Genomic DNA, 18981 nt, shown 5'->3' with positions numbered 1-18981 from the left:
AGATTTTTTCCCATGAAAAACAGAATCCTATGCGTATTATTTTTTCTTGCAGCCATTTGCAGTTTTCATGCAAAAGTAAGGCTGCCTGCTTTGGTTTCAGATGGAATGATCCTTCAGAGAAATCAGGATCTGAAGATCTGGGGGTATGCAGATGCAGGAGAAAAAATTACGGTTAATTTTATCAATAAAGCGTATCATACAACAGCTGACCAAAATGGAAACTGGTCTCTTATGCTTCCAAAGCTTAATGCCGGCGGGCCATATACCATGTCAATTAATGAGATCACTCTTAAAGATATTCTTATTGGTGATGTGTGGGTAGCTTCAGGACAATCCAATATGGAACTTCCGATGCGGAGGCTCACACCTCTTTATGAAAGCGAAATTAAAAACGCCAATAATCAGAATATAAGATTCTTCACAGTTCCGCAGAAATACAATTTTAAAGCGCCACAAAATGATCTTGACGGTGGGAAATGGGAAAGTACCAATCCTCAGACTATTCTTGATTTTTCAGGAGTTGCCTATTTCTTTGCCAAAGAACTGAATGAAAAAAATAAAGTCCCTGTAGGAATTATTCATACCAGTCTGGGAGGCTCTCCGGTTCAGGCCTGGATGGATGAAAAATCACTGAAAAAGTATCCGGGATATCTTGCGGAAGCAGAAAAATGGAAAAATGATGACCTCATACAATCTACAGAATCCCAGGAAATATCATTGAGCAAAGCATGGTATGCAGAGCTGGATCAGAGTGATATTGGGTTCAATCAGCACTGGGAAAAAGATAACGCCAATGATTCCGGATGGAAGACCATGATGGTTCCGGGATCATGGGAAGATCAGGAAGGTTCGTTTGACGGTTCGGTATGGTTCCGTAAAGAAATTATCCTGCCAAAAGGAGTGGATCAGAAAACAGCATTTCTCAATCTGGGAAGAATAAAAGATGCTGATATTACCTACATCAATGGAGTAAAAGTAGGCAATGTAACCTACGAATATCCGCCACGCTGGTACGACATTCCGAAGGGTGTTTTAAAAGAAGGAAAGAATATCATTACGGTAAGAGTCATCAATGGCAGCGGAAAAGGACAGTTTATAGCTGATAAACCGTATTATTTAGAAATTGACGGACAAAAAACAGACCTTAAAGGCGAGTGGAAATATAAAACAGGAGCAAAAATGGAGAAAATGGCTCCCGGACAAACATTTATCCGCTGGAAACCGGTAGGACTTTACAATGCCATGATTAACCCGCTGATCAATTATAAAATCAAAGGATTTATCTGGTACCAGGGTGAAAGCAATACCGGGGTCCCAAAAGAATACGGTGATTTGCTGTCAACCATGATCTCAGACTGGCGTTCAAAATGGAACAAAAAAGATATGCCGTTCCTGATTGTACAGCTGGCCAATTTTATGGAAAAAAAGGATGAACCCATTGAAAGTAACTGGGCTGAGCTGAGAGAACAGCAGAGACAGGTTTCTCTGAATGTTCCTTATTCAGGACTTGCGGTAACAATAGATGTGGGAGAATGGAATGATATTCATCCCTTAAATAAAAAAACAGTGGGTGACAGGCTTGCTTTACAGGCTCTGAAAGTTGGTGAAGGCAAAAAAATCATAGCTGACGGACCCGTTTATCAGTCGATGAAAACAGAAGGAAATACCATGATACTATCCTTTAAGCCCGGAACAGATGATCTGGTACAGGGAAGCCTTAAAGGTTTTGCCATACAGCAGAAAGACGGCAGCTATGAATGGGCAAAAGCAGAAGCAAAAGGAAATAAAGTGATGGTATGGAATGATCAGGTCTCAAACCCTGTCAATGTACGCTACGACTGGGCAGACAACCCGGACGGCAATCTTAAAAACAAAAGCGGGCTTCCTGCTTCACCTTTTACAACAGAAAAAAATTAATTTAACATAGAAAACCTTATCAAAATCAATGGATAATCAGCCACAAAAAATATCGGTAGTAGAGAAAGTAGGGTATAGCCTGGGAGATCTGGCGGCCAACCTTGTTTTTCAGACCTTAGTAACTTACCTGACTTATTTTTATACGGATATTTACGGACTCAAAGCGGAAGATGCTTCTGTCATTACCCTTACCGTAGGTTTAATTGCCGGATTTGGTTTTAACCCGCTTATCGGAGCACTGGCAGACCGAACAAACTCACGATGGGGGAAATTCCGTCCATGGATTTTATTTACCGCTGTACCGCTTGGTATTGCAGCACTTTTAGCCTTCAGCACACCTCACTTTTCTTACCAGGGTAAAATGATTTATGCTGCAGTTACCTATTCATTATTATTGTTATTATATGCTTCCAATAACTTACCGTATGCTGCTCTGAGCGGTGTTATCACGGGAGATATGGGAGAGAGGAACAGTATTTCTTCATACCGTTTTGTAGCAGTGATGTTTGCACAGTTCTTTGTACAGGTATTTATGCTGCCTATCATTCTATATGTTGGACACGGAGACAAAGCACAGGGGATCGAGACTGTTATGACATGGCTGGCTGTGATCGGATCCCTCATGTTACTGATTACCTTTTTTACGACTAAAGAAAGAATCATTCCCAAGCCGGAGCAGAAATCAAGTCTGAAAGAAGATTTAAAAGATTTATTCCAGAACAGGCCATGGATTATTATGCTTACCGTGACCGCATTTATATTCATCACGCTGGCCATGAAAGGAGGATCTTATGTATATTATTTTAACAACTATGTGGATGAAAATGCCCTGAAGAACTTTATTTCACCCATTACAGCATTCTTTAATTCTGCAGGGATGAATTTCTTCGGGGAAGACCCGAAGTCTGCAGGGTTCGGATTGTTTAATGCAGGAGGAATTGTAATGATGATTATAGGAATTACCTTCTCTAAAAAACTGGCAGACCGGTTTGGAAAACGGGATACTTTTATCGCTTCATTATTTATCTCTACACTTTTCATTCTGTTCTTTATATTTTATCCTCCGAAAGCAGTGGGAATTATGTTCCTGTCGCAGATTTTACACGGATTCTTTTACGGGATCAGCACGCCGCTTTTGTGGGCTATGATTGCTGATGTGGCCGACTATTCGGAATGGAAAAATAACCGCAGGGCTACCGCTATTATCTTTTCTGCCATGATGGTAGGACTGAAAGTTGGTCTCAGCATCGGAAGCTCTCTGGTAGCTTTGATTATAGGAAAATACGGATACATCTCCGTACACGGAAGCGAACAGGTGATTCAGCCTGAAACAGTGGCGGCAGGAGCCCAAATGCTTGTGAGTATTTTCCCGTCCATACCGTTTTTCATTGCCTGCGGACTGCTTTTATTCTACAAAATCAACAAAAAAATGGAAGTTCAGATTGAAAAAGATCTGGCTGAAAGAAGAAAATAAAACGATTACTATGAAACGTATTTTAATTGGTTGGGCGGTTATTACCGCTTCCGGGCTGTCGGCGCAGAAATCTGGCAGTACATTAAAAAAAGCATTTCAGGATAAATTCTATATCGGAACTGCCATGAGCCTTCCACAGATTGACGGAACAGATCAGAAAGCTGCAGCGATTATCAAAAAACAATTCAGCTCTGTTGTTGCTGAAAATTGCATGAAATCGATGTTTCTGCAGCCTCAGGAAGGAAAGTTCTTCTTTGATGATGCCGATAAATTTGTTGATTTCGGGATGCAAAACAATATGTTCATCATCGGACATACGTTAATCTGGCATTCCCAGCTTCCAAAATGGTTTTTTGTGGACAGCAACGGAAAAGATGTTTCTCCGGAAGTATTGAAGCAGCGCATGAAAAACCACATTACAACCGTAGTTTCCCGTTACAAAGGAAAAGTAAAAGGATGGGATGTGGTCAATGAGGCTATTCTTGAAGACGGATCCTACAGAAAAAGTAAATTTTATGAAATCCTGGGTGAAGATTTTATTCCTTTGGCGTTTCAGTATGCACAGGAAGCCGATCCCAATGCAGAATTATATTACAACGATTATAATGAATGGTACCCTGAAAAGGTAAAAACAGTCATTACAATGGTTGAAAAACTTAAGTCAAGAGGAATCCGTATTGATGGAGTAGGAATGCAGGCCCATGTCGGGATGGATAACCCTTCCATCGATGAATATGAAAAAGCAATTCTGGCATATTCCAATGCCGGAGTTAAGGTCAATATCACAGAACTGGAAATCAGTGCACTGCCTTCTCCATGGGGAAGCTCTGCCAATGTTTCGGATACTGTTGCCTATCAGAAAGAAATGAATCCTTACACCACAGGACTTCCCAAAGAAGTAGAAATGAAATGGGAAAAACGTTACCTCGATTTCTTTGGTTTATTTTTGAAACATAAAGATAGAATAAGAAGGGTCACCTTATGGGGGGTAACCGACAAGCAGTCCTGGAAAAATGATTTTCCGGTAAAAGGAAGAACAGATTATCCGTTACTGTTTGACAGAAAAGACCAGGATAAACCTGTAGTACAAAAAATAATAAAGCTGGCAGAGAAAAATTAAATCAATAGAATTTTTACTTAATGAAAAAATCAAAATATTTATTCCCGGAAGATTATATGGCAGACCCTTCCGTTCACGTTTTTGAAGATAAAATCTATATCTATCCTTCTCACGACCGCGAAAGCGGAATTGAAGAAAATGATAACGGAGACCATTTTGACATGAATGATTACCATGTCTTCTCAATGGATGATGTGGACAGCGGAGAAATTAAAGACCATGGCGTAGTTCTTTCGGTAAAAGATATTCCTTGGGCGGGGAGACAGCTTTGGGATTGCGATGTTGCCTTCAAAGACGGCAAATATTATATGTACTTTCCTCTGAAGGATCAGAATGACATTTTCAGAATCGGTGTTGCTGTGAGCGACAAACCTTACGGTCCTTTCGTTCCTGAGAAACATCCGATGATGGGAAGCTACAGCATCGATCCCTGCATTTTTGAAGATAAAGGAAAATATTATATGTATTTCGGAGGAATCTGGGGTGGACAATTGCAGCGCTACAGAGATAATAAAGCACTTGAATCTGCTGTAATTCCCGAAAATAATGAACCTGCAATCCACTCAAAGGTGGCTCTACTAAGCGATGATATGCTTGAATTTGCGGAAGCTCCTAAAGACGTCGTGATCACCGATGAAAACGGAAAACCACTGCTTCATGGTGATAAGCACCGCTTTTTTGAAGCATCATGGATGCATCAGTACAATGGTACATATTATTTCTCTTATTCTACAGGAGACACCCACCTGATTTGCTATGCAACCGGGGATAACCCTTACGGACCGTTTACTTTTCAGGGGGAAATTCTTACTCCGGTGGTAGGATGGACAACCCATCACAGCATCGTGGAGTTTAAAGGAAAATGGTACCTGTTTTTCCATGATTCTGTTCCGAGTGGCGGTAAAACATGGCTGAGAAGTATGAAAGTAATTGAACTGGAATACGATCAGGAGGGCAAAATCAAGACGATTGAAGGTCTGGAAGACCGGTCATAGTCATCTTTAATAACTTAAAATTTTTCAATGCGATATCTGAGATTCAACATTCTATTTTTTCTGATCATTCCGTTACTGGTTTTTGCGGAGGACGGAAGTCAGCTCTGGCTTCGGTTTCCTGCAAAGAACGGAATATCGGCAGATCAAATTATTGCCAAAGGCAGCAGTCCAACCCTGAATATTGCCAGAAAAGAGCTGGGCAGCCACTGGCAGGGACAGGCGGTGGAACTTCGTACAGAAAAAAAAGACAAAAACCTGAAAGACGGTTACAGGATTGTTTCCACGCCTGAAAAAATCGTTATTTCTGCAGGAAAAGAAATAGGATTGTTGTACGGGGTCTATCATATCTTACGATTGCAGCAGACAAAAGCAGATCTGTCTCATTTAAATACTGTTGAAAAACCATCATACGATGTAAGAGTTCTGGATCATTGGGATAATCTCGACGGAAGTATTGAAAGAGGATATGCCGGAAGATCACTCTGGAAATGGGAAGATTTACCGGGTAAAATTTCTCCGCGCTATGAAGAATATGCAAGAGCGAATGCTTCAATAGGAATCAATTCCGTTGTTTTGAATAACGTGAACGCATCACCCAATATGCTTAGGGAAGATTATCTTAAAAAAGTAAAGGTTCTGGCTGATATTTTCAGGCCTTATGGCATTAAAGTATATCTTTCCGTCAATTTTTCTTCACCTAAAGTGCTGGGCGGATTACAAAATTCAGATCCGTTGAATAAAGACGTACAAAAATGGTGGAAAGATAAAGCTGCTGAAATTTACAGGTTAATTCCCGATTTCGGCGGATTTTTGGTGAAAGCCAACTCCGAAGGGCAGCCCGGACCTCAGGATTACGGAAGAACCCATGCAGACGGAGCCAATATGATGGCAGATGCCCTGAAACCTTACAATGGGATCGTCATGTGGAGAGCCTTTGTCTACAGCCCGAGCAAAGACGACAGAGCCAAACAGGCTTACCTTGAGTTTGTTCCTCTGGACGGTAAATTCAAAGATAATGTGATTATTCAGATCAAAAATGGTCCGGTTGATTTTCAGCCGCGTGAAGCATTTAATCCTCTTTTCGGTGCCTTAAGAAAGACTTCCGAAATGGTAGAATTTCAGATCACCCAGGAATATCTGGGCTTTTCAAATCATCTCGTTTATCTGGCCCCTTTATTCAAGGAAACACTGGATAGCGACACTTATTCTGACGGCCAGGGTTCTACGATTGCTAAAATCACAGACGGTACTTTAAGACCCGCAAAAATTACAGCTATCTCTGCCGTTGCCAATATCGGGGAGGATACCAACTGGACGGGACATCATTTTGCTCAGGCCAACTGGTATGCATTCGGGAGATTAGCATGGAATCATCAGCTGAGTTCAGAGCAGATTGCCGATGAATGGATCAAAATGACCTTCACAGACGATCAGAACTTCCTGAATCCGGTAAAAGAAATCATGCTTTCATCCAGAGAAACTGCTGTAGATTATATGATGCCGTTAGGGTTACACCATATCTTTGCGGGAGGACATCACTATGGACCTGAACCATGGGGTGACTATAAAGGCGGAAGACCGGACTGGTCACCTGTCTACTACCATCAGGCTGATGCCCAGGGATTGGGTTTTAACAGGACAAAAACAGGAAGCAATGCGGTTTCACAGTATTTTCCACCGCTTAATGAAAGATACGGGAATATCTCAACCTGCCCGGAAAATCTTATTCTGTGGTTTCATCATGTTCCTTGGGAGTATACGATGAAAGATGGAAAATCGCTGTGGGATAAACTGTGCTATACGTATGATTCCGGGGTGAAAAAGGTAAGGGATTATCAGAAAACCTGGGATAGAATGGAACCTTATATAGATAAACAAAGGTTTGCTGATGTTCAGTCAAAGCTTAAAATTCAATCTAAGGATGCGGTATGGTGGAAAGATGCCTGTCTACTTTACTTTCAGACTTTTTCCAAAAAACCGATTCCTTATGACATAGAGCGTCCTGTTCATGAACTGGAAGATCTGAAAAAGATTAAACTGAGCATGGGTCACCACAATTAAAAAATGAGGCAGCTCTTTTTCCTGATTGGAAATGAGCTGCCTCAAAACAATAAACTGTAAGTAAAATTTTAATCCAAAAATAATTTGGAATGATCGATAGGTCAATCTATCTGTATATTCCGTTTTATCGGAGAGAAATTATCTTATTAAAAACATTTCCGTTTTCTTCAACCTGGATGATGTATTGGTCTGCGGTTTTAGGATCAAGATCAAAAGTGATATCCACTTTGCCGTCAGCATATTTTTTATTTGAAGTATAGTACGTTGTATTGGAAAGATCATATACTGAAATGCTTACAGGTCCTTTTACATCAGACATGTGAAGTTTGGCCATATGCCCGGAAATCGTATATTCAGGCTTATGCACAGCGCTTACAGGTGTTTTTTCCACCTCCATTACATTATCAGCATTGATTTTGATTTTGTATTTCTCTATCTTCGTTTCTGATTCTGCTACCAGATAATACGTCCCCGGTGTAAAACTTTGAAAATCATACGTTTTGATCACATGGTCTCCATCTGCAAGATTTTCTGAAAACAGCTCGTCATGGGCAGTGTTATAGACAAAAACAGAAACACTTTTAGCATTTGAAAGCTCAAAGTTTAACGTTTTGGCCTCTACGTTTCCAAAGGAAAGGGAAAAATCTCTGTCCTTGCTCATTACATTTGCTGAGAACAATAAGGTTCCTGCAAAAAATACGGCTTTTAATAATGTGCTCATGGGTTAAGGCTTTTAGGATTACTATTGCAAAGCTATGGCAGCAATAATTCCCAGGCTATAATTAAATTTTCATATTGATGTACTATATTAACCTTGTTGATTGATATAAATGTATTATTTGTTAATTTTGCATATGAAATCATTTGTTTTGCACTATGAAACATGTAAATCCTTCTTTTGAGGCGATAAGGCCCACCATAGGAAGCAGTTTTACCAGCCTGAAATTTCTCACCAATGAGAATATAAAATCCCATGTCTGGCATTACCATCCTGAGATTGAGCTGATCTTTGTATGCAAAGGTTCCGGGAAAAGGCAGATCGGAAGCAGTATTTCCTATTTTTCAGAGGGAGACCTTGTGCTGATAGGAAGCAATCTTCCGCATTGCGGACTGACCAATGAAAGTACGCATAATGAGTATGAAATGGTGATCCAGTTTAAACCTGATTTTTTAGGAGAACCTATCTGGGATATACCGGAGATGCAAAGGATTTCTGCTCTGCTTGAAAAATCAAAGGCAGGAATCGTCTTCGGGGAAGAGGTGAAGAAAAAAATAGGAAAAGAGATTACTGAGATGCATGAAACCTCCTCACTGGACAAGCTGTGCAGATTTCTGAAAATATTGGACGAACTTTCTGTGACTCAGGATTACAGGATTTTAAATGCGGGAAAATATTACCTTCAGACCCAGGTGGAAGACAATGAAAGGATCAATCTTATATTCAATTATGTTAAAGATCACTTCAAAGAAGCCATAACCCTCGAAGAAATGGCTGATCTTGCCAATATGAAAGTACCGTCTTTTTGTCGCTACTTTAAAAAAATTACCAATAAAACTTTTACGCAGTTTGTTAATGAATACAGAATTACCCATGCCCTCAAACTTCTGGCAGAACAGCCTTTAAGCATCACGGAAGTCTGCTTTCAATCGGGGTTCAACAACTTCAGTTATTTTAACAGGACTTTTAAAGAATACATCCAGAAAAGTCCTTCACAATACCGTAAAGAATTTAATTATTTTATGGAGTAATTCACAGTTGGATTTAAAAATAAGGCACTGTTTTGGAATGTATTGAAATATAAGTGTATATTTAACACTTATAAACAATATTTGTAAAGTATAATTTCTCTGTTATAAATTCAGTAGTTTTATACTTGAGATCCCCAGGATCTGTTTGATCAGATAAGATTGATATGCATGAACAGTTAATCAACCCAACCCTACAAAAGTTTAGGACCGAATTCAAAGAAGAGGCTGAACATATTTTCCTTTCTCCCGGTAGAATAAATATTATCGGTGAGCATGTAGACTATAGCGATGGCTTCGTATTGCCTGCTGCCATAGACAAATACATCTGTTTTGCTGTCCGCAGACGGCCAGAGACCAATTTCTGCAGGATCATTGCCAAAGATCTGGGAGAAGAATATACATTTGATGTCACAAAGAAGGTAAAGCCGGTACAGCAGATGTGGATGAACTATATTCTGGGCGTTTTCAGCCAGCTGCAGCAACAGGAAAATCAATTTTGCGGAATGGAAATTGTTTTCAGCAGCACCATTCCGATGGGATCAGGACTTTCTTCCTCGGCTGCTCTTGAATGCGGTTTTGCCTATATCCTCAATGAACTTTTTGATCTTCATCTCACCAGAAAAGAAATCGCAGTGATCGGACAAAAATCAGAACATACTTTTGCAGGAGTTCAGTGCGGAATTATGGATCAGTTTGCCTCCGTTTTCGGGAAGGAAAATAAGGTCATTATGCTCGACTGTAATTCCCTGGAACATCAATATTTTGATGCTGACCTTAAAGGATACAGCTTATTGCTTTTTGACAGCTGTGTAAAACATAGTCATCTGACATCCGGATATAATGAGAGGCGTAAAGATGTAGAACACGGTAAAAAAGTCTTATGGAAAAAATTCCCTGAAGTAAAGAAGTTCCGGGATTTTACCGCAACTATGCTTGGCACTGTTAAAGAGGAAATGGGAAGTATTTCACACAAAAGATGCCTCTACTTACTGAAAGAAATTAAGAGGGTAGAAATGGCGGCAAAAGCTATTTCAGAAGGAAATATTGAATATCTGGGAAGACTTCTCACGGAAACCCATGCCGGGCTGTCCACTGAATTTGAAGTCAGCTGTAATGAGCTGGATTTTTTGGTTGAAAACACATTGCAGCAGGAAGGTGTACTGGGAGCAAGAATGATGGGAGGAGGTTTCGGAGGGTGCAGCATCAACCTGATTCAGGAAGATAAAGCTGAAAAAGTAATGCAGGCTATCAGTGAAAAATATCTTGAACATTTTAATATCCAGATGAAAGTTTACCAGGTTAAAATTTCAGACGGGATAAAAGAATACACCAATGAATACATCATTTGACCCTAAAAAACATCCCCACAGAAGATACAATCCTCTTTTGGATGAATGGTTACTGGTTTCTCCACAGCGGGCAAACCGTCCATGGCAGGGGCAGAGAGAAGAATCGGCAGAAGAAAACCGTCCCGAATATGATCCGCAATGCTATCTCTGTTCAGGAAATATCCGTGCTAACGGAGACCGCAACCCTGAGTACAAGGGAACTTACGTCTTTAACAATGACTTTGGAGCATTGCTGAATGAAGAAGTTGAGTTTTCTGAAAATCATTCCGGATTTTTTACCCTTCTTCCGGAACGCGGGATCAACAGGGTGGTTTGTTTTTCCGAAAATCACAGTCTTACCTTGCCCGAAATGCCTGTGGAACACATCAAAAATGTGGTGGATGTATGGCAGGAGCAGTTCAATGAACTGGCTGCTCTGGACCATATCAATTATGTGCAGATTTTTGAAAATAAAGGAAGCATTATGGGCTGCAGCAACCCACATCCGCACGGCCAGATATGGGCACAGTCGTCCATTCCGGCAATGGTTCAGAAAACCCAGAATCAGCTGAAATCTTATTTTGAAAAAAATAAAAGAACATTACTGGAAGATTATCTTGAGCAGGAAATCACCGCTGGTGAGCGCATCGTGACAGAAAATGAACACTTTGCCGCATTGGTACCGTTTTGGGCATCGTGGCCATACGAAACAATGATGATCAGCAAACAGAAAAGAGAAAATATTGCGGCATTTTCTGAAGCAGAAAAAGAATCTTTTGCAGCCATACTCAAGGATCTGACCACAATATATGACAACCTTTTTGAAACGTCATTTCCTTATTCTGCAGGAATTCACCAGTCTCCTACAGATGGCAAAGAACATCCGGAATGGCATTTTCATATGCACTTTTATCCTCCGCTGCTCAGAAGTGCGGAAGTTAAAAAGTTTATGGTAGGATACGAAATGCTGGCTGAGCCTCAACGGGATATCACCCCGGAACAAAGTGCCACAATATTAAGAAACCTTTCCACCATTCATTACAAGAAAAAATAATAAATCAATATCTTTGAAAAGAATAAGCAAATTATGATGCTGCCAGGTACAGAATTTCGCTTTTCCCAATAAAATTATGGAACAGATTAAATTAATTGTGACGGACATGGATGGAACGTTTCTCAACTCCAGCCATGAAATGAGCCCTGAGTTTTCAGAAGTTTATAAAGAACTGAAAAAAAGAAATATTGTATTTGTGCCCGCAAGCGGAAGACAGATGCCGGGTATTACCCATTATTTCGGAGAGATAGAAAGTGAGATCGGTTTTATTGCTGAAAACGGAGGGTACGTGATCTATAAAGACCAGGAGCTTTTCGCCGATACGCTGGAATACAAATATATTGTTGACATCATTAAAGCTGTCCGTGAAATACCGGGTGCCAAAGCCGTATTGTCAGCTAAAAAAATGGCGTATTACGAAACCGAAGATCAGCAGTTTGTAGACTTTTTCTCAAAATACTATACTGAAAACATGAAGAAGGATGACCTGACGGAAAAAATTGATGATACCGCCTTTAAGATAGCAGTTTATCATCCTGAAGGTTCTGAAAAGTATTTGTATCCGGCGCTGAAAAGATTTGAAGAATTCGGTCTGGAAGTAGTGGTTTCAGGAGCATATTGGCTGGATGTTATGAATAAGGATATCAATAAAGGAAATGCCCTGAAAATTCTCCAGAAATCGCTGGGCATCTCTCCTGAAAATACGATGGCTTTCGGGGATTATATGAACGATATAGAAATGCTGAAGAATGCCAAATATTCATACGCCATGCAAAATGCCCATCCGAATGTAAAGCAGGTGGCTAATTTTGAAGCATGTACCAATGACAGCTTCGGAGTTTTAAAAACGATTAAGGATTATCTGCATTTGAATTAATGCAACCAAATAATACCAATTAAACTAATAATTATGAATACATCAACCGGCAGAAAACCCGCTAAGACCTGCTATGAGCATATCGGCGGAAAATTAGGGCAGCTTCTTTTAGAACAATTTGTTGAGAAAGGCTGGATTGCCAAGGAAAATCCTGCAGACCGTCATTATTATATTACCGAAAAAGGGCAGGAAGAATTTACAAAACTGGGTCTTGACCTGTCACAAATAAAGGAAGAATAATAGCTACCATAGCAGCTTTCCGGTATACAAACTATTAATACTATTATTAAAAAAATCAGACATATGTCTGATTTTTTTGTTTTTAAGCATGCAGCCATTAATGCATGGCTGCATGCTTTTCATATAAATTACAATAGATGAATCATAAAACTACGATATTTCGTAGTGTAATTTACTGACTGTTTTTATTAATGTGCTGAAAGCCAATTTCTTTATTGTTTTGGGTTGTTTTTTGGCATTATGCTCATAAGTTTAATTCAAAAAATAGTACAACAATGAGCACATTAACATTAAAAGACGGAACAGAAATTTTTTACAAAGATCAGGGGCAGGGACCTGTATTAATGTTTCACCACGGCTGGCCTTTATCATCAGACGATTGGGATGCACAGGTGATCTTCTTTTTACAGAAAGGCTACAGAGTGGTTACCCATGACAGAAGAGGCCACGGACGCTCCAGCCAGAACATCTACAATCACACTATTGAACAATACGCTTCTGATGCCGCAGAACTGGTTGAATTCTTAGATCTGAAAGATGTTGTACACATCGGACACTCAACAGGTGGTGGTGAAGTAATCCGTTATGTCAACAAATATTCCAATGGAAGAGCTAAGAAAGCAGTTCTTATCAGTGCCATTCCACCGGTAATGGTGAAGAGTGAGACGAATCCTGACGGTGTTCCTATGGAAGTTTTTGACAACATCAGGGAACAGACGATGAACAACAGAAACCAGTTTTATTACGACCTTACTATTCCTTTCTACGGTTACAACAGAGAAGGTGCTGATGTAAAGGACGGAGTACAGAGAAACTGGTGGAGACAGGGACTGATGGGTGGCATTGTTGCTCATTATGACGGGATCAAAGCCTTTTCAGAAACCGATTTAACCGAAGATTTAAAAGCTGTGGATATTCCGGTATTGGTTCTTCATGGTGAAGATGACCAGATCGTACCGATTGAAAATTCAGCAATAAAATCAGCCAAATTACTGAAGAATGGAAAGCTGATCACCTATCCTGGTTTCCCTCACGGTATGCCGACGACAGAGCATCCTACCATCAACAAAGATATTTTAGCTTTTATCACAGAATAATCAGCATTCTTTACAAATGAATACGATACAGCCAGCTTTTGATACGTTGACTGAGGCCGTTCAGTGGCTTAATCAAAACGGATATACAGAAGATTTTAACCTTAAAAATGATTGCATCAGGCTCAATAACTTTCTTGATGTCTCTCCGGAAGATTTTAAAATACGATACACATTCCGCTTTGAAGGAGATACCGATCAGGGAGATGAAGAAGTAGTCTACGGCATCGCTTCCGACAAGTATTCTGTGAAAGGCATCCTGACGAGCGCTTACGGAATCTATGCTGATACTGTAAGTACAGAACTCATCAGAAAACTATCATCCCATTAATTTAACCCCAATTATTTAAATAAAATAAACTTTATGAAACCATCATCAAAACTACTTTCTCCTGAAAATCATGCACTGGTACTGATTGATTTCGAAGGACAAATGGCATTTGCAACCAAAAGTATCTCTATGAACGAACTGCGTAATAATGTTGCGGTACTGTGTGGGGCATCCAAAATATTCAATGTTCCTACCATCGTTACTACGGTTGCAGAACAAAGCTTTTCAGGTCCTGTTTTCCCGGAAATCGAGGAAGCATATCCTATGGCAACCTCAGGGTATATCGACAGAACTACTATGAATACATGGGAAGATGAAGCTGCTTATAAAGCAATTGTAGGAACACAGAAACAGAAGCTGGTTTTCGCAGGATTATGGACAGGCGTTTGTATTGTGGGTCCTGCATTATCTGCACTTGAGGAGGGCTATGACGTGTATGTCATTACCGATGCCTGTGGCGATGTGAGTGATGAGGCGCATGAAAGGGCTGTGCAGAGAATGATCCATTCAGGAGTAAAGCCTATGACTTCCATTCAGTATATCCTGGAACTTCAGAGAGACTGGGCACGTCAGGAAACCTATGGTCCTGTAACTGACCTTATGAAAAAATATGGGGCTTCTTACGGATTAGGAATCCATTATGCTCATCATATGCTGAATCATTAATATAATATACCATTTTCAATGTTGAAATCTGCACCTTCAATACTGTTTTTAAAAGCTTTTATCATGACCGTTCTTGTATGTTCTGAAACTTTATCGTCCCAGAGCTTTAAACTTCTGCGGTATGATGAAAATTATGAATATCTGAAAGATTCCACAAAGAGCTTTTATGATAACATTAAATATCTTCCTCTCAATAAAAAGAAAGATATCTATCTCTCATTGGGTGGCGAAGCAAGGTATGAATATGTGGATTTCAGCAATGAAGATTGGGGCAGGCTTAACATAGGGCACAACGACTTTTTTCTTCAGCGCTATGACCTTCATGCAGACTGGCATTTCGGGAAAAACTTCAGAATATTTTCACAGATCAGAAGCGCTTTGCAAAACGGAAGAAAAAACGGTTCAAGAGGCATTGATGAAGACCAGCTGAGTATTCAGAATCTCTTTCTGGATGCAGGTTTGGTGAACAGGGGAGATCAGAAGCTGATAGTGAGACTGGGAAGACAGGAGCTGGACTACGGTTCCGGCAGATTAATTTCTGTAAGGGAAGGGCCGAATGCAAGGCTGTCTTTTACAGGAGCCAAAATCATGTATTCCTATAAAAATGTTTCTTTAGATGCTTTTGCGATGATGGCAGACTCTGTCAATACCGGAGTTTTTGATAATACCATTTCAAAGCAGCTTAACCTTTGGGGACTTTATTCCAAAATTATTATTCCTGAAGCCGGAAATCTGGATCTCTATTACCTCGGCATCCGAAGAGACGAATCTGTTTTTGAAGCAGGAACAGCCAGAGAAAAAAGGCATACGGTCGGCGGAAGACTCTGGAAATATGGCGGCGGATTTATCTATAACCTGGAAGCTGCCTATCAGTTTGGACGTTTTGGAAACGAAAAGATCAGTGCCTGGACGGGCTCTGTGGATGTAGGGTACCTCTTTGAAAACCTTACATTCAAGCCAAGCATCAATCTGAGAAACGATTATATATCAGGAGATCATTCTAAAAATGACGGAAAGCTCAATACCTTTAATCCTTTATATCCGAAAGGAGGGTATTTCGGCTTCAGCCCGCAGGTGGGACCTGTCAATTTAATTGATATTCATCCGTATATGACCCTTGATCTGACTTCCAAACTCAAAATGCAGCTGGATGTTGTCTTCAACTGGCGATATTCCCTGAATGACGGAGTTTACCGGCCAAGCGGCGCATTGAACCGGCCCGGAAGCAGCTCAGATAAAAGGTATATCGGAACGGCTTATTTAACCAGCTTTACCTATAATTTCAACAAGCATTTCTCTCTGGTGAGCGGACTTCAGTATTTCCACAAAGGGCCTTTTATTGAAGATATCATTCAGGATGCAAAAAGCGGTGTTTTCTGGAATATCAGGCTGGGATTCAAATTTTAATCATTACTAAATCATTTATTATGCAAAATTCAATTTCAAAATACATCAATTGGTCAAAAGCATTCTTTACAGCATTGATGTTGGCAACTGCGGGAACCCACTTCGTTTCAGCACAGGCTGCCGCAGAAAAAACAGCTATTGGAACCTCAAAAACATGGGGAACCGTTGACGGTATTTCTGTTGTAGGACTGGTTCAGGGTCCTTCTGCCGCCAAAGCAGATTTACAGATCGCCTGTGTTTTCGAGTATACGGAAGGCGATATTTTCAATCCGCCGGCGCTTCCCAAAGAACTGAACGGAATGGTTCATCTGGATGAAGCACTCAAAGGAATAATTACAGAAGTCCGTAAAAAAGGACAGTTCAAAGGACACGCTTTGGAAACCTTATTAATTAATCCTCCGAAAAGAAGCCTTGCCTCAGGGAAATTATTGCTGATCGGGCTGGGAAACAGAAATTCTTTCGATGCCGAACTCATGAAAGAAGTAGGAAGTGTTGCCATGAGAGAAGCTTTGAAACTGCAGGTACATACCGTATCATTTGCCAGCGATATCAAAGATGCCGGAATTGATTCTCCAACCGCTTTAGTGGCAGAAAATGTGGTTTTGGGCGCTTTTGATGCCTACCGTACACAGTCTTATTTAAATAGTCAGCATTTATCCGATACAATAAAACTAAAAAAACTGATTCTGCTGGCCGGGCCGTCATTTTTCACCGTTGCCGGAGGAGGAATTCAGGATGCTATTTCAACGTTGAACACCAAATAATTAAAGATGAAAGCAGATCTTATTGTATACAACGGAAAAATACACACTTTCAATAAAGAAACTCCGGAAGTTTCTGCAGTAGCCATTAAAGACGGGAAAATTATTGCGGTTGGAAATGACGGACTGGCAGACCAGTTCGCAGATGAATCCACGGAACTGATTGATCTTAAGAAGAAAAGAGTGGTGCCGGGAATCAATGATTCTCACATCCATCTGATTCGTGGCGGATTGAATTACAATCTGGAATTAAGATGGGATGGCGTTCCTTCACTGGCTGATGCGCTCAGAATGTTAAAAGACCAGGTAGACCGTACACCTTCCCCGCAATGGGTTCGTGTGGTAGGAGGATGGTCCGAATTCCAGTTTGCAGAAAGAAGGATGCCAACCCTGGAGGAAATTAATGCTATCGCTCCCGAAACACCTGTTTTTATCCTGCATTTATACGACAGGGCTTTAATGAACAGAGCTGCATTAAAAGCAGTAGGATTTACCAGGGATACCCCGGCTCCGGCAGGCGGACATATTGAAAGAGATGCTAACGGAGAACCCACAGGGTTGATTATTGCCACACCCAACGCCATGATCTTATATTCAACACTGGCAAAAGGCCCGAAGCTTTCTTACGAACACCAGCTGAATTCTACCCGACATTTTATGACAGAACTGAACCGGTTCGGAATTACCAGCCTCATTGATGCCGGCGGAGGATTTCAGAATTTCCCGGACGACTATCAGGTGGTTAATGAGCTGAATGAGAAAAAACAGCTTACCGTAAGGATCGCCTATAATCTTTTTACCCAGAAACCTAAACATGAATTTGAAGATTTCAGTGATTGGATCGACACCGTAAAATTATATCAGGGCGATGACATGTACCGTCACAACGGGGCAGGAGAGATGCTGGTATTTTCGGCAGCAGATTTTGAAGACTTTCTGCAGCCAAGACCCGATCTGCCTGAAAATATGGAAGCAGATCTTGAAAAAGTAGTCCGCTTACTGGTAGAAAACCGCTGGCCATTCAGGCTTCACGCCACCTATAATGAAAGCATCACCCGTTTTTTAAATGTTTTTGAAAAAGTAAACCGGGATATTCCTTTCAATGGTCTTCCATGGATTTTTGATCATGCAGAAACCATTGATGAAAAAAATATCGAACGGGTGAAAATGCTTGGCGGCGGAATCGCTATCCAGAGCAGAATGGCTTACCAGGGAGAATATTTTGCAGACCGTTATGGTTCCCCGGCAGCAGAAAGTACACCACCCGTGAAAAAAATGCTGGAAATGGGAGTTCCTGTAGGAGGAGGCTCGGATGCCACGAGAGTAAGCAGTTACAATCCTTGGGTTTCCATGTATTGGCTGACCGCAGGAAAAACTGTTGGCGGACTTCAACTGTATCATGAAACAAAGCTGGACAGGTCAACTGCACTGGAACTGTATACAAAAGGCAGTGCATGGTTCTCTCAGGAACAGCAGAAAAAAGGCGATATCAGAGTGGGAATGTTTGCCGATCTGGCAGTTCTTGATCAGGATTATTTCACGGTTGATGATGAAGAGATCAAAAATATTGAAGCGGAAATGACCATTGTAGACGGGAAAATTGTCTATGCAAAAGGAACCTTTTCATCCTATGCACCGCCATCTATTCCTGTGCTTCCGGATTGGTCTCCAACGAATCTTTATAACGGATATTACCCTACCGGAGGACATTTTCAGAAAGAAATCGAAAAAAATGCGAAACAGGATTTAAAAGCTCCGTTAGCTTCGCAGATTCACAGCTGTGCAGGAAGCTGCGATATTCACCATCATAACCATAACCAGGCAAGAATGAGCAATGTGCCCGTTAATAATTACCATACATTCTGGGGAGCCTTAGGCTGTTCGTGTTTTGCTTTTTAAATATCAGT

Annotated in this window: 17 protein-coding genes; 16 read left to right on the top strand and 1 reads right to left on the bottom strand. The window is 40.7% G+C overall.

The window, feature by feature from the left end; translation table 11 throughout:
• The first annotated feature begins 12 nt into the window (after positions 1 to 12).
• From ACR1PO_RS01620 to ACR1PO_RS01600, 5 genes are read left to right on the top strand one after another with little or no spacing between them, the layout of a single operon-like run.
• On the top strand, positions 13 to 1917 hold the full coding sequence (locus ACR1PO_RS01620) for a sialate O-acetylesterase (RefSeq protein WP_433985587.1): 1905 nt from the start codon (positions 13 to 15) through the stop codon (positions 1915 to 1917).
• A gap of 28 nt (positions 1918 to 1945) precedes the next feature.
• Complete coding sequence (locus tag ACR1PO_RS01615) at positions 1946 to 3391, top strand: MFS transporter (protein WP_433985586.1); 1446 nt, start codon at positions 1946 to 1948, stop codon at positions 3389 to 3391.
• 10 nt (positions 3392 to 3401) lie between these two features.
• A complete protein-coding gene (locus ACR1PO_RS01610; protein WP_433985585.1) occupies positions 3402 to 4511 on the top strand; it encodes an endo-1,4-beta-xylanase in 1110 nt (369 codons plus the stop codon).
• 20 nt (positions 4512 to 4531) lie between these two features.
• Complete coding sequence (locus ACR1PO_RS01605) at positions 4532 to 5506, top strand: glycoside hydrolase family 43 protein (protein ID WP_433985584.1); 975 nt, start codon at positions 4532 to 4534, stop codon at positions 5504 to 5506.
• A gap of 27 nt (positions 5507 to 5533) precedes the next feature.
• On the top strand, positions 5534 to 7567 hold the full coding sequence (locus ACR1PO_RS01600; protein WP_433985583.1) for an alpha-glucuronidase: 2034 nt from the start codon (positions 5534 to 5536) through the stop codon (positions 7565 to 7567).
• A 124-nt stretch (positions 7568 to 7691) separates the two neighbouring features.
• Here the strand turns inward: ACR1PO_RS01600 and ACR1PO_RS01595 are convergent, their stop codons facing one another.
• A complete protein-coding gene (locus ACR1PO_RS01595) occupies positions 7692 to 8288 on the bottom strand; it encodes a hypothetical protein (protein ID WP_433985582.1) in 597 nt (198 codons plus the stop codon).
• Between the two features lie 155 nt (positions 8289 to 8443).
• Here ACR1PO_RS01595 and ACR1PO_RS01590 point away from each other — a divergent pair, with 155 nt between their 5' ends.
• From ACR1PO_RS01590 to ACR1PO_RS01540, 11 genes are all read left to right on the top strand, one after another.
• Positions 8444 to 9316 (top strand): AraC family transcriptional regulator, encoded by an 873-nt coding sequence (locus ACR1PO_RS01590; protein ID WP_433985581.1) that lies wholly within the window; start codon positions 8444 to 8446, stop codon positions 9314 to 9316.
• Between the two features lie 164 nt (positions 9317 to 9480).
• The gene (gene galK, locus ACR1PO_RS01585) at positions 9481 to 10665 is read left to right on the top strand and encodes a galactokinase (RefSeq protein ID WP_433985580.1); all 1185 of its coding nucleotides are present in this window, start codon (positions 9481 to 9483) and stop codon (positions 10663 to 10665) included.
• Positions 10649 to 11698 (top strand): UDP-glucose--hexose-1-phosphate uridylyltransferase, encoded by a 1050-nt coding sequence (locus ACR1PO_RS01580; protein ID WP_433985579.1) that lies wholly within the window; start codon positions 10649 to 10651, stop codon positions 11696 to 11698. Before galK ends, ACR1PO_RS01580 begins: the two co-directional genes overlap by 17 nt.
• 76 nt (positions 11699 to 11774) lie before the next feature.
• Complete coding sequence (locus ACR1PO_RS01575; RefSeq protein ID WP_433985578.1) at positions 11775 to 12575, top strand: HAD family hydrolase; 801 nt, start codon at positions 11775 to 11777, stop codon at positions 12573 to 12575.
• Positions 12576 to 12608: 33 nt separating this feature from the next.
• Positions 12609 to 12815 carry an ArsR family transcriptional regulator gene (locus ACR1PO_RS01570; RefSeq protein ID WP_332386434.1) on the top strand — a complete coding sequence of 69 codons (207 nt, stop codon included), beginning with the start codon at positions 12609 to 12611 and terminating at the stop codon, positions 12813 to 12815.
• A 275-nt stretch (positions 12816 to 13090) separates the two neighbouring features.
• Positions 13091 to 13912 carry an alpha/beta fold hydrolase gene (locus ACR1PO_RS01565; RefSeq protein ID WP_433985577.1) on the top strand — a complete coding sequence of 274 codons (822 nt, stop codon included), beginning with the start codon at positions 13091 to 13093 and terminating at the stop codon, positions 13910 to 13912.
• A gap of 16 nt (positions 13913 to 13928) precedes the next feature.
• On the top strand, positions 13929 to 14240 hold the full coding sequence (locus ACR1PO_RS01560; RefSeq protein WP_202842857.1) for a phosphoribosylpyrophosphate synthetase: 312 nt from the start codon (positions 13929 to 13931) through the stop codon (positions 14238 to 14240).
• A gap of 33 nt (positions 14241 to 14273) precedes the next feature.
• On the top strand, positions 14274 to 14906 hold the full coding sequence (locus ACR1PO_RS01555) for a hydrolase (protein WP_227941491.1): 633 nt from the start codon (positions 14274 to 14276) through the stop codon (positions 14904 to 14906).
• A gap of 63 nt (positions 14907 to 14969) precedes the next feature.
• The gene (locus tag ACR1PO_RS01550) at positions 14970 to 16313 is read left to right on the top strand and encodes an alginate export family protein (RefSeq protein WP_433985576.1); all 1344 of its coding nucleotides are present in this window, start codon (positions 14970 to 14972) and stop codon (positions 16311 to 16313) included.
• 20 nt (positions 16314 to 16333) lie between these two features.
• On the top strand, positions 16334 to 17077 hold the full coding sequence (locus tag ACR1PO_RS01545) for a M17 family peptidase N-terminal domain-containing protein (protein ID WP_332386441.1): 744 nt from the start codon (positions 16334 to 16336) through the stop codon (positions 17075 to 17077).
• 6 nt (positions 17078 to 17083) lie between these two features.
• Positions 17084 to 18973 carry an amidohydrolase gene (locus ACR1PO_RS01540; RefSeq protein ID WP_433985575.1) on the top strand — a complete coding sequence of 630 codons (1890 nt, stop codon included), beginning with the start codon at positions 17084 to 17086 and terminating at the stop codon, positions 18971 to 18973.
• The last annotated feature ends 8 nt before the right edge of the window (positions 18974 to 18981 follow it).

This window comes from Chryseobacterium amylolyticum, assembly GCF_051011775.1.
Classification (GTDB): Bacteria; Bacteroidota; Bacteroidia; order Flavobacteriales; family Weeksellaceae; genus Chryseobacterium.
Note: the sequence above shows the minus strand (reverse complement) of the source record. Positions and strands in the feature narration are given on the sequence as shown.

Bases quoted from the DNA above. Each gene is read 5' to 3' on its own strand.
- ACR1PO_RS01620 (WP_433985587.1), top strand. From the start codon at position 13: ATGAAAAACAGAATCCTATGCGTATTATTTTTTCTTGCAGCCATTTGC.
- ACR1PO_RS01615 (WP_433985586.1), top strand. From the start codon at position 1,946: ATGGATAATCAGCCACAAAAAATATCGGTAGTAGAGAAAGTAGGGTAT.
- ACR1PO_RS01610 (WP_433985585.1), top strand. From the start codon at position 3,402: ATGAAACGTATTTTAATTGGTTGGGCGGTTATTACCGCTTCCGGGCTG.
- ACR1PO_RS01605 (WP_433985584.1), top strand. From the start codon at position 4,532: ATGAAAAAATCAAAATATTTATTCCCGGAAGATTATATGGCAGACCCT.
- ACR1PO_RS01600 (WP_433985583.1), top strand. From the start codon at position 5,534: ATGCGATATCTGAGATTCAACATTCTATTTTTTCTGATCATTCCGTTA.
- ACR1PO_RS01595 (WP_433985582.1), bottom strand. From the start codon at position 8,288: ATGAGCACATTATTAAAAGCCGTATTTTTTGCAGGAACCTTATTGTTC.
- ACR1PO_RS01590 (WP_433985581.1), top strand. From the start codon at position 8,444: ATGAAACATGTAAATCCTTCTTTTGAGGCGATAAGGCCCACCATAGGA.
- galK (WP_433985580.1), top strand. From the start codon at position 9,481: ATGCATGAACAGTTAATCAACCCAACCCTACAAAAGTTTAGGACCGAA.
- ACR1PO_RS01580 (WP_433985579.1), top strand. From the start codon at position 10,649: ATGAATACATCATTTGACCCTAAAAAACATCCCCACAGAAGATACAAT.
- ACR1PO_RS01575 (WP_433985578.1), top strand. From the start codon at position 11,775: ATGGAACAGATTAAATTAATTGTGACGGACATGGATGGAACGTTTCTC.
- ACR1PO_RS01570 (WP_332386434.1), top strand. From the start codon at position 12,609: ATGAATACATCAACCGGCAGAAAACCCGCTAAGACCTGCTATGAGCAT.
- ACR1PO_RS01565 (WP_433985577.1), top strand. From the start codon at position 13,091: ATGAGCACATTAACATTAAAAGACGGAACAGAAATTTTTTACAAAGAT.
- ACR1PO_RS01560 (WP_202842857.1), top strand. From the start codon at position 13,929: ATGAATACGATACAGCCAGCTTTTGATACGTTGACTGAGGCCGTTCAG.
- ACR1PO_RS01555 (WP_227941491.1), top strand. From the start codon at position 14,274: ATGAAACCATCATCAAAACTACTTTCTCCTGAAAATCATGCACTGGTA.
- ACR1PO_RS01550 (WP_433985576.1), top strand. From the start codon at position 14,970: ATGACCGTTCTTGTATGTTCTGAAACTTTATCGTCCCAGAGCTTTAAA.
- ACR1PO_RS01545 (WP_332386441.1), top strand. From the start codon at position 16,334: ATGCAAAATTCAATTTCAAAATACATCAATTGGTCAAAAGCATTCTTT.
- ACR1PO_RS01540 (WP_433985575.1), top strand. From the start codon at position 17,084: ATGAAAGCAGATCTTATTGTATACAACGGAAAAATACACACTTTCAAT.